Source organism: Nocardioides aquiterrae (assembly GCF_039526625.1).
Lineage (GTDB): Bacteria > Actinomycetota > Actinomycetes > Propionibacteriales > Nocardioidaceae > Nocardioides > Nocardioides aquiterrae.
On sequence record NZ_BAAAJE010000030.1, the window covers coordinates 193,145 to 205,980 of the forward strand.

At 72.3% G+C, this 12,836-nt stretch carries 13 protein-coding genes; 10 read left to right on the top strand and 3 right to left on the bottom strand.

Annotated elements, in window-relative coordinates:
* Positions 1 to 104 precede the first annotated feature (104 nt).
* From ABD086_RS23295 to ABD086_RS23310, 4 genes are all read left to right on the top strand, one after another.
* Complete coding sequence (locus ABD086_RS23295; RefSeq protein WP_343910693.1) at positions 105 to 1,583, top strand: AlkA N-terminal domain-containing protein; 1,479 nt, start codon at positions 105 to 107, stop codon at positions 1,581 to 1,583.
* Between the two features lies 1 nt (position 1,584).
* On the top strand, positions 1,585 to 2,064 hold the full coding sequence (locus ABD086_RS23300) for a methylated-DNA--[protein]-cysteine S-methyltransferase (RefSeq protein WP_343910695.1): 480 nt from the start codon (positions 1,585 to 1,587) through the stop codon (positions 2,062 to 2,064).
* 305 nt (positions 2,065 to 2,369) lie between these two features.
* On the top strand, positions 2,370 to 3,719 hold the full coding sequence (locus ABD086_RS23305) for an HNH endonuclease signature motif containing protein (protein WP_343910697.1): 1,350 nt from the start codon (positions 2,370 to 2,372) through the stop codon (positions 3,717 to 3,719).
* Between the two features lie 115 nt (positions 3,720 to 3,834).
* Complete coding sequence (locus tag ABD086_RS23310) at positions 3,835 to 4,245, top strand: VOC family protein (protein WP_343910699.1); 411 nt, start codon at positions 3,835 to 3,837, stop codon at positions 4,243 to 4,245.
* Positions 4,246 to 4,384: 139 nt separating this feature from the next.
* Here ABD086_RS23310 and ABD086_RS23315 read toward each other — a convergent pair whose 3' ends face one another.
* Positions 4,385 to 5,107 carry an IclR family transcriptional regulator gene (locus tag ABD086_RS23315; RefSeq protein WP_343910700.1) on the bottom strand — a complete coding sequence of 241 codons (723 nt, stop codon included), beginning with the start codon at positions 5,105 to 5,107 and terminating at the stop codon, positions 4,385 to 4,387.
* A gap of 87 nt (positions 5,108 to 5,194) precedes the next feature.
* Between ABD086_RS23315 and leuC the strand changes: the two genes are divergently transcribed.
* The 3 genes from leuC to ABD086_RS23330 all read left to right on the top strand — a co-directional run bounded on the left by leuC (position 5,195) and on the right by ABD086_RS23330 (position 8,139).
* Complete coding sequence (gene leuC, locus ABD086_RS23320; RefSeq protein ID WP_343910701.1) at positions 5,195 to 6,610, top strand: 3-isopropylmalate dehydratase large subunit; 1,416 nt, start codon at positions 5,195 to 5,197, stop codon at positions 6,608 to 6,610.
* A 1-nt stretch (position 6,611) separates the two neighbouring features.
* Positions 6,612 to 7,220: a 3-isopropylmalate dehydratase small subunit gene (gene leuD, locus ABD086_RS23325; protein ID WP_343910703.1), complete on the top strand. Its 609-nt coding sequence runs from the start codon at positions 6,612 to 6,614 to the stop codon at positions 7,218 to 7,220.
* A gap of 253 nt (positions 7,221 to 7,473) precedes the next feature.
* Positions 7,474 to 8,139, top strand: a complete 666-nt coding sequence (locus ABD086_RS23330; protein ID WP_343910704.1) for an HU family DNA-binding protein — start codon at positions 7,474 to 7,476, stop codon at positions 8,137 to 8,139.
* 30 nt (positions 8,140 to 8,169) lie between these two features.
* On the opposite strand, the gene cofC is transcribed toward ABD086_RS23330, so the two are convergent.
* Complete coding sequence (gene cofC / locus ABD086_RS23335; RefSeq protein WP_343910706.1) at positions 8,170 to 8,811, bottom strand: 2-phospho-L-lactate guanylyltransferase; 642 nt, start codon at positions 8,809 to 8,811, stop codon at positions 8,170 to 8,172.
* Between the two features lie 41 nt (positions 8,812 to 8,852).
* Here cofC and ABD086_RS23340 point away from each other — a divergent pair, with 41 nt between their 5' ends.
* Together ABD086_RS23340 and ABD086_RS23345 are read left to right on the top strand one after the other, a co-directional pair.
* Positions 8,853 to 9,614: a lysophospholipid acyltransferase family protein gene (locus ABD086_RS23340; protein ID WP_343910708.1), complete on the top strand. Its 762-nt coding sequence runs from the start codon at positions 8,853 to 8,855 to the stop codon at positions 9,612 to 9,614.
* The gene (locus ABD086_RS23345) at positions 9,611 to 10,624 is read left to right on the top strand and encodes an NAD(P)H-dependent glycerol-3-phosphate dehydrogenase (RefSeq protein WP_343910710.1); all 1,014 of its coding nucleotides are present in this window, start codon (positions 9,611 to 9,613) and stop codon (positions 10,622 to 10,624) included. Before ABD086_RS23340 ends, ABD086_RS23345 begins: the two co-directional genes overlap by 4 nt.
* 3 nt (positions 10,625 to 10,627) lie before the next feature.
* On the opposite strand, the gene ABD086_RS23350 is transcribed toward ABD086_RS23345, so the two are convergent.
* Positions 10,628 to 11,680, bottom strand: coding sequence for a trans-sulfuration enzyme family protein (locus tag ABD086_RS23350; protein ID WP_343910712.1), 1,053 nt, complete (start codon positions 11,678 to 11,680; stop codon positions 10,628 to 10,630).
* A gap of 33 nt (positions 11,681 to 11,713) precedes the next feature.
* Here ABD086_RS23350 and ABD086_RS23355 point away from each other — a divergent pair, with 33 nt between their 5' ends.
* The gene (locus tag ABD086_RS23355; protein WP_343910714.1) at positions 11,714 to 12,835 is read left to right on the top strand and encodes a D-alanine--D-alanine ligase family protein; all 1,122 of its coding nucleotides are present in this window, start codon (positions 11,714 to 11,716) and stop codon (positions 12,833 to 12,835) included.
* Position 12,836 lies beyond the last annotated feature (1 nt).

The following is a 12,836-nucleotide window of genomic DNA, read 5'->3' on the forward strand; positions in this document are numbered from 1 at the left end:
TCCCTTCACCCTACGGGCGCGCGCCAGCACCTCCGGAGGCGTAGGCTCACGGCCGTGTCCGATTCCCGCCAGATCAGGACGGCGGCGTCGGTCAGGATGGCGCCATGACCAGCCTCGACCGGGAGTCGTGCTACCGGGCCGTGAAGTCCCGGGACCGCCGCTTCGACGGCGTCTTCTACACCGCGGTCCGGACGACCGGCATCTACTGCCGCCCGTCCTGTCCGGCGCGCACCCCGGCGTTCCAGAACGTCACGTTCCACCCGAGCGCCGCGTCGGCCCAGGCGGCCGGCTACCGAGCCTGCAAGCGCTGCCTGCCGGACGCCACCCCGGGCAGCCCGGACTGGGACGTCGCGGCCACCGCCGCGGGGCGCGCGATGCGGCTCATCGCGGACGGCGTCGTCGACCGCGAGGGGGTCGACGGGCTGGCCCGGCGGGTCGGGTACACGCCGCGTCACCTGACCCGCATCCTCACCGCCGAGCTCGGCGCCGGACCCCTGGCACTGGCCCGCGCCCGCCGGGCGCAGACGGCCCGCGTGCTCATCGAGACGACCGAGCTCACCTACGCCGACATCGCCTTCGCGTCGGGCTTCTCCAGCGTCCGGCAGTTCAACGACACGATCCGCGAGGTCTACGCGTCGTCGCCGACCGACCTCCGCGGCCGCCGGGGCGGACGGCCCGCCACGGGCACGGTCACCATGCGCCTGGCGGTGCGCACGCCGTACCTCGGCAGCGCCCTGCTCGACTTCCTCGCGGTCCGGGCGATCCCGGGCGTGGAGGCCGCGGGCGACGGCTGGTACGCGCGCACCCTGTCCCTGCCGCACGGCACCGGCACCGTCCGCCTCGAGGTGCCGGACGCCGACGAGCCCGGGCAGACCGCGTTCGCGACCGCGACGTTCACGCTCGAGGACCTGCGCGACACCGCCGCGGCGACCGAGCGGGTACGCCGGCTGCTCGACGCCGACTGCGACCCCGTGGCCGTCGCCGACGCGTTCGCGGGCGACCCGCTGATCGGGCCGCTCGTGCGCGCCCGCCCCGGGCTCCGGGTGCCCGGCCACGTCGACGGCCCCGAGATCGCGGTCCGGGCGGTGCTCGGCCAGCAGGTCAGCGTCGCCGGCGCCCGCACCGTCGCGGCGCGCCTGGTCGCCGAGCACGGGCGGCCGCTGCCGAACCCCGTCGACGGGCTCACGCACCTCTTCCCGGACGCCGCGACCCTGGCGGCGCTGTCGCCCGAGGACCTCCCGATGCCCCGCGCGCGGGGCCGTGCCCTGGTCGCGCTGTGCGCCGCGCTGGCGAGCGGCGAGCTGGCGCTGGACCGGGGCCCCGACCGCGACGACGTACGCCGTCGCCTGCTGGCCATCCCGGGCATCGGCCCGTGGACGGCGGACTACGTCGCGCTGCGCGCGCTCGGCCATCCCGACGTCTTCCTGCCGACCGACATCGGCATCCGCGACGCGCTCGCCGGCCTCGGCCGCGCTCCGGCGACCGCCGCGCAGCTGGCCGAGGCCTGGACGCCCTGGCGGTCCTACGCGCAGCTGCACCTCTGGCAGTCCCTGACCCCCGAGACCCCCGGCAAGGAGAAGTGACATGTGGACCGTGATGGAGTCCCCGATCGGGCCGCTGCGAATCGTCGAGCACGACGGCGCGATCACCGCGATCGAGTTCTCGCCGTTCCGCGACGGCGACGGCCGGCCGCGCGGCGACCGTGACGACACCAACGCCCTGCTGGTGGAGGCCGTGCGCCAGCTGCGGGCCTACTTCGACCGCGACCTCAAGGAGTTCGACCTCCCGCTCGCGCCCGCGGGCAGCGCCTTCCAGCAGCGGGTCTGGGCCGAGCTCCTCGGCGTCGGCTGGGGCGAGACCGCGTCGTACGGCGAGATCGCGCACCGGCTCGGCATGACCAACGCCGCCTCCCGCGCCGTCGGCCTGGCCAACGGGCGCAACCCGATCCCGATCGTGATCCCGTGCCACCGCGTCATCGGCGCCAACGGCACGCTCACCGGGTACGCCGGCGGCCTCGACCGCAAGCAGCTGCTGCTCGGGCTGGAGCAGGACGCGCTCTTCTGAGTGCGCCGGCGGTCGAGCTTGTCGAGACCCCCGACGAGTGTCCGCGGCCTGCGGGCGGGTGTGGGGTTGCGATCGACAGGCACCGGCGGAGTACGGCGGGCGAGTGGTTGCGGTCCGCTCCCGGCTGACGGGTGGGCGCCGTCTCGGTGGTTGAGGTGCGAGCGGAGTGAGCCTCGAAACCACCTCGCCCACTCGCGTTGCCCCCAGGAACAGTCTCGAAAAGAATTTCGGAAAGTGTCTCACATTGCGAGATCTGAGGCGTGAATCAGGGCCCGATTGTCGGTGGTGCCTGGTGGACTCGGTACATGCACGAAGCAGACCTGGAGGCGATGACCGAGGAGCAGATCCTCGACTTCGCCGACACCTGCGCCCAGACCGCCCGCCGCGCCGAGGTCGACCTGCTGCGCGCCGCGTATCAGTGGGCGATCGTGCACGCACCCGACCGCCTCGACCCCGCGGCCGCCGCGCTGCCGGGCCGCGAGCAGGCCCGGCGGTACGGCGGCGCCGGGACCCCGGAGGTCACCGAGTTCGCCGCCGCGACCTTCGGGGCCCGGATCGGGCGGTCGACCTACGCGGGCCGGCAGCTGATCGCCGACGCCCTCGACCTGCACCACCGCCACCCCCAGCTGTGGGCCCGGGTCCAGGCCGGCGAAGTGCGGGCCTCGTACGCGCGGCACGTCACCAAGCAGACGCGGGACCTGACCCCGGAGCAGGCGGCGTACGTGGACGCCGGGGTGGTGGAGTCAGCGGACGGGCGGATCACCTGGAGCCGGTTCGAGGCCCTGGTCGAGGCCAAGGTCGCCCAGGCCGCCCCCGAGGTGGCGAGGGAGAAGGAGCAGCGGCGCGCGGCGGCCACCTTCGCGCGCAAGACCGCGAACGAGGGCCACGGGATGGCCTCGTTCCTGATCCGCGCCGACGTCGCGACCATCAACGCCCTCGACGCCGCCGTCACCGCCTTCGCCCAGCACCTCACCACCGCGTTCCCCGACGCCACCGACGACGAGCGCCGGGTCCTGGCGGTGCTGTTCCTGATCCACGGCACCACGATTCCCGAGGCATCCGACGAGCCGGATCTACCCGATGTGGCGGACCTGCTCCCGACGGTGGTGCTGTTCGTGCACATGTACGCCGGCGCCGACCGTGAACCCATCGTCCGGGTCGAGGGCCACGGCCCCGTGACCGAGGACTGGGTCCGCGAGGTCCTCGGGCCGAAGGCCAGGTTCACCATCCAGCCGGTGCTCGACATCGAAGGCCAAGCACCGGTCGATGCCTACGAGATCCCGGACCGACATAGGACGGCCGTGCGCCTGATGACGCCGGCCGACGTGTTCCCGTACGCCTCCTGCACCGACACACACATGCAGGTCGACCACACCATCCCGCACGACCACGGCGGCGTGTCCGGGATCGGGAACTACGGCCCCCTGACCACCACCCACCACCGGATCGAGACCCACGGCCACTTCGAGTGCCGACAACCCTTCCCCGGCATCTACGTCTGGCGCGACCCCTACGGCGCCTACTACCTCGTCGACCACACCGGCACCCGCCGGCTTCCCGGCACGCCCGCCGGACCCGAACCTGGCCGCCGGCCGTTCCTCGAGCTGTTCCAGAGCCCGATCCACCTCGGGATCTCACTCGACTGGGCCGCCTGACGCGCGGCACGGTGGTGGCCCTGTCGGTGTACTGCTCCGGTGTGCACCTCGTCGACAGGAACGCACTTTCATGCTGATGTCAGCGCGCGGCAGTCAGACGCCTAGCATCCGCTGGGTGACCGATCCCACGCCCTACCTTCATTTCGCTGGAACCGCTCGCGAGGCCCTGACCTCCTACGGCGAGGTCTTCGGCTGTGCGGTGCAGTTGCACACCTTCGCCGAGTTCAACAGATCCGACGGGCCGGTCGATGCCATCGCCCACGGGTACCTGATCGACGGACCGGTCGCCCTCTTTGCCGCCGACGTTGCCGGAGACGAGCCCGCATTTCGCTGCGAAGGGATGATGCTGGCACTGCTCGGCACGGCTCCGCCCGCGACACTGCGCAAGTGGTTCTCCGGTCTCTCTGAAGGCGGGCGAGTCCTGGACGACCTGCAGACGCGACCATGGGGTGCTTCCGACGGGCAGGTCATCGATCGCTACGGTCTGCACTGGCTCGTCGGTTTCGAGGTCGAGGACGGCGACTGACCTTCGACCAGACCCAGCTCGGCAGGGGTCCGGCGACTCATGCCCCCAGCGCGCCGCCTTGAGGGCGGCTACGCTCGCCCGGATCTGCGCGCTTGCGCTGTCGGAACAGGTGGCGCGGCGTCCAGGCCCTACGAAGAGGTCACTCCGCAGCCGCCCGCCGCAGCGACTCGCTGAGCCGCTCGGCGGCGGCGAGGACGGCGGGGGCGTGCATCCGGCCGGGCTGGCGGGACAGTCGCTCGAGTGGGCCGGACACGGAGACGGCGGCGATCACCTTGCCGCCGGGGGAGCGCACAGGGGCGGAGACCGAGGCGACGCCCTGCTCTCGCTCGCCGATCGACTGCGCCCAGCCGCGCCGACGGATGCCGGACAGCGCGGCGGCGGAGAACGCGGCGTTCTGGAGGCCGCGATGCATGCGCTCGGGGTCCTCCCAGGCGAGCAGCACCTGGGCGGCCGAGCCGGCGCGCATGGTCAGCTGCGAGCCGACCGGGATCGTGTCGCGCAGGCCGGAGGGGCGCTCCGCCGCGGCGACGCAGACGCGGTGCTCGCCCTGACGGCGCCAGAGCTGGGCGGACTCGCCGGTGATGTCGCGCAGGCGCGCGAGCACGGGGCCGGCGGTGGCGAGCAGCCGGTCCTCGCCGGCGGCCGCGGACAGCTCCGCGAGGCGCGGGCCGAGGACGAACCGCCCCTGCATGTCGCGGGCTACCAGCCGGTGGTGCTCGAGCGCGACGGCGAGCCGGTGGGCCGTCGGTCGGGCCAGCCCGGTGCCGGCGACCAGGCCGGCGAGGGTGGCCGGTCCGGACTCGAGCGCGGTGAGCACGAGGGCGGCCTTGTCGAGGACGCCGACGCCACTGGAGTTGTCCATATGGCAATACTGGCGTCTCACAACATGGGATGCAAGCGCTAGCCTGTGTGACGTACCACCAGCAACGTCGAACCGAGGGAGAGTGACATGGGCAGGACCCTGTCGGAGAAGGTGTGGGACGAGCACGTCGTCCGGTCGGTCGACGGGGAGCCCGACCTCCTCTTCATCGATCTGCACCTCATCCACGAGGTCACGTCGCCGCAGGCCTTCGACGGCCTCCGACTCGCGGGTCGCGGTGTCCGGCGCCCCGACCTCACCCTCGCGACCGAGGACCACAACGTCCCGACTGTCGACTGGGACAAGCCGATCGCCGACCCGGTGTCGCGCACGCAGGTGGAGACGCTGCGCCGCAATTGCGAGGAGTTCGGCGTCCGGCTGCACCCGCTCGGCGACGTCGAGCAGGGCATCGTGCACGTCGTCGGCCCCCAGCTCGGCCTCACCCAGCCGGGCATGACGATCGTGTGCGGGGACTCCCACACCGCCACGCACGGCGCGTTCGGCGCGATCGCCTTCGGCATCGGTACGTCGGAGGTCGAGCACGTGCTCGCGACGCAGACCCTGCCGCAGGCGCGGCCGAAGACGATGGCCGTCACCGTCAACGGCTCGCTGCCCGAGGGCGTGACGTCCAAGGACCTGATCCTGTACCTGATCACGCAGACCGGCACCGGCGGCGGCCAGGGCTACATCGTCGAGTACCGCGGCCAGGCCATCGAGGAGCTCTCCATGGAGGGCCGGATGACCGTCTGCAACATGAGCATCGAGTGGGGCGCGAAGGCGGGGCTGATCGCGCCGGACGAGGTGACCTTCGCCTACCTGAAGGGCCGGCCCGAGGCGCCCCAGGGCGCCGACTGGGACGCCGCGGTCGAGCACTGGAAGAGCCTGCGCACCGACGACGACGCCGAGTTCGACCACGAGATCGTCATCGACGCCGCCGACGTCACCCCGTGGGTCACCTGGGGGACCAACCCGGGCCAGGGCGCACCGCTCGGCGGCACCGTGCCGGTGCCGGCGGACTTCGACGACGAGATCGATCGCGTCGCCGCCGAGAACGCCCTGCGCTACATGGCACTCGAGGGCGGTACGCCGCTGCGCGAGGTGCACATCGACACGGTCTTCGTCGGCTCGTGCACCAACGGCCGGATCGAGGACCTGCGCGCCGCGGCCGCGGTGATCAAGGGCCACAAGGTCGCGGAGGGCACGCGGATGCTGGTGGTTCCGGGCTCGGCCCGGGTGCGGCTGGAGGCCGAGGCAGAGGGCCTGGACCTGGTGTTCAAGGAGGCCGGCGCCGAGTGGCGGGGGGCGGGCTGCTCGATGTGCCTGGGCATGAACCCCGACACGCTGGCGCCGGGCGAGCGCAGCGCGTCGACCTCCAACCGCAACTTCGAGGGCCGCCAGGGCAAGGGTGGTCGCACCCACCTGGTGTCGGTCCCGGTCGCCGCCGCGACCGCGGTCCGCGGCACCCTCTCGTCGCCCGCCGACCTGGAACTCGTGGGGAGCAACTGACATGGAGAAGTTCACGACGCACACCGGCATCGGCGTCCCGCTGCGGCGCAGCGACGTCGACACCGACCAGATCATCCCGGCGGAGTACCTCAAGCGGGTGACCCGCACGGGCTTCGAGGACGGGCTGTTCGCGGCCTGGCGCAACGACCCCGCGTTCGTGCTCAACAACCCGGCGTACGCCGCGGGCTCCGTCCTCGTCGCCGGCCCCAACTTCGGTACCGGCTCGTCCCGCGAGCACGCGGTGTGGGCCCTGCAGAACTACGGGTTCAAGGCGGTGCTGTCGCCGCGGTTCGGCGACATCTTCCGGGGCAACTCCGGCAAGGCCGGGCTGCTCGCCGGCCGGGTGGACGAGAAGACCGTGCAGCGACTGTGGGACCACCTCGAGGCCAACCCGGGTGCGACCGTCAGCGTCGACCTGGAGTCGCGCACGGTGCGCGCCGGCGACGGTCCCGACGCCATCGAGGACTCCTTCGACATCGACGACTACACGCGGTGGCGGCTGCTGGAGGGCCTCGACGACATCGGGATCACGTTGGGCCACGAGGACGACATCGCGACGTACGAGGCGAGCCGCCCGAGCTGGAAGCCGGTCACGCAGCACGCCGGCTGACCATGACGCCGAGAGGGCGAATCCCCAGTACACACAGGGGATTCGCCCTCTTGCGTTTGTCGGACGAATTGGATTCCGGCGGGTGAAAACCCCCGAATGTGGCTCGGTTGACCGGTTCTGCGCCTTCCGATCGTAAAAAAACACGGCACGAAACGCGGCTCAGGTGATTGTGAGGACGGCCAGGAATACCTAGCGTGCAAGGGAGTTAGTCGAGCACGGGCTCGACCAGTTGTCGTTCATTGAAGGGAAGACAGTGAACAAGTCAGAGTTCATCGACGCTCTCTCGGCGCGTTTCGAGGGGAACAAGAAGGCCGCCTCGCACGCCCTCGAGTCCGTGCTGGACACGATCACCCGCGAGGTCGCGAAGGGTGAGAAGGTCGCCATCACGGGCTTCGGGTCGTTCGAGAAGCGCGTGCGCGAGGCACGGTGGGTGCGCAACCCGCAGACCGGCGCCCGCATCAAGGCGAAGAAGACGGCGGTGCCGAAGTTCACCGCCGGGGCCGACCTCAAGAACGTGGTCTCGGGAGCGAAGAAGCTGCCGAAGCTGACCCTCACCACGTCGAGTGCCGCCGCCAAGAAGGCGGCCGCTCCGGCGAAGAAGGCCGCGGCGGCGGCCGCGAAGAAGGCGACGCCGGCGAAGAAGACCACGACCGCCAAGACCGCGGCCAAGAAGGCTCCGGCCACGAAGGCGGCTTCCGCCAAGAAGGCGGCCCCGGCCAAGAAGGCCTCCGCCACGAAGTCGGCTCCCGCCAAGAAGGCACCGGCGAAGAAGACCACCGCCGCCAAGAAGACGTCGGCCACGAAGTCGGCACCGGCCAAGAAGACCGCGGCGAAGAAGACCGCCACCGCCAAGAAGGCGCCGGCGAAGAAGGCTCCGGCCAAGAAGGCGCCGGCGAAGAAGACCGCCAAGAAGTCCTGACCCCGGTCGGGAACCACGGAGGACGGGCCGTCACCCCTCGGGGTGGCGGCCCGTCGTCGTGCCGGCTCGGGTGAGGGCGGCCGTCTCGGGCCCGACGCCCAGGGCCACGGCGTCGTGCAGGTCGTCGGCGTCGTCGACGTCGCGGCGCACCGAGGGTGCCGCGTCGGTGAGCTCGAGGGCGCCCGCGTCGAGGTGTGCCTCGCGGGAGCCCGGACCGAAGCGCGGGTCGAACTCGTCGTACGCCGCGAGGTAGAGCGTCGTGCCCACGCCCGCCGCATCGGGGACGAACGCCGGGTGCGGGCCGGCCCGCAGCAGCACGGCGTCGAGGTCCGCGGGACGCAGCGCCGGCAGGTCGGCGCAGACCGCGACCGGCCGCAGGTCCGGCCAGCGCCGGCGCGCCTCCGCCGCCGCCTGGCGCAGCGTGCCGTTGAGGTCGCCCGCCACGCCGTCGGGGATCGCGTCGGTGCCGAGGCGTGTCAGCCGGGCCGAGAACGGCGCGTCGTCGGTGACGACGAGGACCTCGGCGACCGCCGACGCCGCCACGCACGCGGCCACGGTGTCGAGCGCGAACGCCTCCGCGAGCGCGCGCCGGTCGGCCACGCCGAGCAGGCGGGACTTGCCGATCGCGGGCGGCTTCACGGGGATCAGGGCGGCGTAGCGGGACACGGGCATCGTGCCGATCCTGTCAGGTGGTGACCGAGTAGCCTGCGCACGTGGTCGTTCGCAAGATGCGGGAGAAGAAGAGCTGGGCCTGGTGGTTGGCCGAGCCCATCGTCCGGGCTGCGCTGGTGTCGACCACCAAGCACGACTGGATCGACGGGGAGAACATCCCCGCGACGGGCGGGTGCATCATCGTGCTCAACCACGTGTCGCACGTGGATCCGCTGACCGCCGCACAGCTCGTCTACGACCACGGGCGGCTGCCGCACTACCTGGCGAAGTCCGGGCTGTTCAAGAACAAGGCGCTCAGCGCGTTCTTCACCGCCGCCGGCCAGATCCCCGTCGAGCGGTTGAGCAAGAACGCCGCCGGCGCGTTCGACGCCGCCGTCCAGGCCGTCCGCGACGGCAAGTGCGTGGTCGTCTACCCCGAGGGCACGATCACCCGCGATCCCGGCGGGTGGCCGATGACCGGCAAGTCCGGCGCCGCGCGGATCGCGCTCGCCACCGGCTGCCCGGTCATCCCGGTGGGCCAGTGGGGCGCCCAGCAGCTGCTCGCGCCGTACGCGAAGAAGCCCGACCTGTTCCCGCGCAAGCTGGTGACGATGAAGGTCGGCACGCCGGTCGACCTCTCGGACCTCGAGGCGAAGCCGCGCACGGTCGCGGTGATCCAGGAGGCGACCGACCGGATCATGGCCGCCATCACCGCCCTCGTCGAGGACGTGCGCGGCGAGACCGCGCCTCCGGAGCGCTTCGACATGAAGAAGGCGGGCGTGCGCCAGATCGGCAACCCCAACAAGCCCGAGGGCACGACGTGAGGGCCGCCCGCGGCAAGGTCGCGGTGTTCGGCGCGGGATCGTGGGGCACCGCCTTCTCGGTCGTGCTCGCCGACGCCGGCAACGACGTCACGATCTGGGCGCGTCGCGAGGAGGTCGCCGAGACGATCAACGACCGGCGGGAGAACAGCGAGTACCTGCCCGGGATCGAGCTGCCCCAGCAGGTCTCCGCGACCCACGACGTCGAGAAGGCCGCGCACGGCGCCGACCTGGTCGTGCTCGCCACCCCGTCGCAGTCGCTGCGCGTCAACCTCACCGAGTGGGCACCGCACATCGAGCCGGGCTCGGTGCTCGTCTCGCTGATGAAGGGCGTCGAGCTCGGCACGCTGGACCGGATGAGCCAGGTGATCGGCGAGGTCACCGGCGCCGGTCCCGATCGGATCGCGGTGGTCAGCGGACCCAACCTGGCCAAGGAGATCGCCAAGCGCGAGCCGGCCGCGTCGGTCGTCGCGTGCGCCGTCGAGGACGTCGCCCGCCAGGTCCAGCAGCGCATCCACTCCCCGGCGTTCCGCCCGTACACGAGCCCGGACGTGCTGGGCTGCGAGCTCGGTGGCGCCTACAAGAACGTCGTCGCGCTGTCGGTCGGCATGGCGGTCGGCCTCGGCTTCGGCGACAACACCACCGCCTCGGTCATCACCCGCGGCCTGGCCGAGACCGCGCGGCTCGCCACCGCGCTCGGCGCCAACCCGCTGACGCTGATGGGCCTGGCCGGCCTCGGCGACCTCGTCGCGACCTGCTCGTCGCCGCTGTCGCGCAACCGCACGTTCGGCGAGAAGCTCGGTCGGGGGATGACCACCGACGAGATCCTCGCGACCACCCGCCAGGTCGCCGAGGGCGCGAAGTCCTGCTCCTCGCTGCTCGCGCTGGCCGAGCGCACCGGCGTCGACGCGCCGATCGCGGAGCACGTGGACGCCGTCGTCGCCGGGCGGATGACCGCGCCCGAGATGATGGACGCGTTCATCGCCCGGGACACGAAGTCCGAGACCGAGTAGCCGCTAGGTCAGGTCGTCTAGCGCGCCGCGCAGGTCGTCCCACAGGTCGTCGACGTCCTCGACGCCCACGGACAGCCGCACCAGGCCCTCGGGGATGGTCGCGGGCTCGGCCTTCCAGCGGCGGCGGCGCTCGAAGGTCGACTCCACCCCGCCGAGCGACGTGGCGTGCACCCACAGGGACGTCTTGTGCACGAGCAGGTCGGCGGCCATCGCGCCCTGGGCGAGCACGACCGAGACGATGCCGCCGAAGCCCGGGTACCGCACCTCGCCGATCGCCGGGTGGTCGGCCAACCGGCGCACCAGCTCCTGGGCGTTCTGCTGCGACCGCTCGACCCGCAGGTGCAGGGTCCGCAGGCCGCGCAGCGCGAGCCAGGCCTCCAGCGTGCCCGGGGTGGCGCCGAGCAGGTCGCGGCGGCCCTTGAGCACGCCGTGCAGCTGTTCGTCGTCCGTGACGACCGCGCCCATCAGCACGTCGCTGTGGCCGGCGAGGAACTTCGTCACCGAGTGCACGACGATGTCGGCCCCCAGGCTCAGCGGCTGCTGGAGCAGGGGAGTGGCGAACGTGTTGTCCACCACGACGTACGCCCCTGCGTCGTGCGCCGCGTCGGCGATCCGCGGGATGTCCGCGACCTCGAGGGCCGGGTTGGTGGGCGACTCGAACCACACCAGCGCGGCGTCCTCGCACGCCGCCACCACCGCGTCGGTGTCGGTGATGTCGACGAGCTTCGTGCGGATCCGGCCGCGGCTCTCGAGGTCGCCGAGCTGGAGCAGCGTGCCGGTGTAGGAGTGCGCGGGTGCGACGACCAGCGCGTCGTGCCCGACCAGGTCGAGCACGGTCGTCACGGCGGCCATGCCGGACGAGAAGGCCAGCGCCCGCCCGCCCTCCAGCGCCCCGAGCGCCTCCTCGAACGCCGTCCACGTCGGGTTGGCGTAGCGCCCGTACTCCAGGTCGCCGCCCGCGACGTAGGTCGAGGCCATCGTGATCGGCTCGCTCAGCGGCCGGTCCGGCTCGTGCGGCGGGCGTCCGGCGGTGACGGCGACGGTGGCGGGCTTCATGACCCACAGGCTAGGCCGGATAGGGTCGTCGCGATGAACGAGCCCAGCCGCAAGCCCCGCGTCGCCGTCGTCTTCGGCGGCAAGTCGAGCGAGCACGCCATCTCGTGCGTGACGGCGGGCAGCGTGCTCGCCGCGATCGACCGGAACGTGTACGACGTCGTGCCGATCGGCATCGCCACCGACGGCCGCTGGGTGCTCGAGTCCGGGGACCCGGACCAACTGCGCATCACCGGACCCGACCAGCTGCCGAGCGTCGACGGCGACCGCGCGCCGGTCGCCCTCGCGCCCGAGGCGGCCTCGACGGGACTGGTCGTCACCGAGCCGTCCCAGCCGCCGCGCACCCTCGGCGAGGTCGACGTGGTCTTCCCGCTGCTGCACGGGCCGTGGGGCGAGGACGGCACCATCCAGGGCTTGTTCGAGATGGCGGGGGTCCGGTACGTCGGCGCCGGCGTGCTCTCCTCCGCGGTCAGCATGGACAAGGCGTACATGAAGGTGGTGCTGGCCGCCGCCGGGCTTCCGGTGCTGCCCTCGACGACGGTGACCGCGCGCCAGTGGGAGCGGGACCAGCCCGGCTGCCGCGAGCGCGCCGCCGGCCTCGGCTACCCGCTCTTCGCCAAGCCCGCGCGCGGCGGCTCCAGCATCGGCATCTCCAAGGTGCACGACGAGTCGGAGCTGGCGGGGGCGATCGAGGAGGCGCTGCGGTACGACCCCAAGGTGCTGCTCGAGGCGTACGCCGAGGGCGGCCGCGAGGTCGAGTGCGGGGTGCTCCAGGCCCTCGACGGCACCCCGGAGACCAGCGTGCCGGCCGAGATCCGCATCTCGGGCGACCACGAGTTCTACGACTTCGCGGCCAAGTACCTGCCCGAGGAGCACACCGAGCTCGACGTACCGGCGAACCTCCCGGACGCGGTCACCGAGCAGATCCGCGACATGTCGGTGCGCGCGTTCGAGGCGGTCGACGGCGAGGGCCTGGCCCGCGTGGACTTCTTCGTGCTGCCCGGCGACCGGGTCGTGGTCAACGAGATCAACACGATGCCCGGCTTCACCCCGACCTCGATGTACCCGCGGATGTGGGCCGCGACCGGCGTGGACTACCCGGCGCTCGTGGACCGGCTGATCCGGCTCGCGCTGCAGCGCGACACCGGCCTGCGCTGAC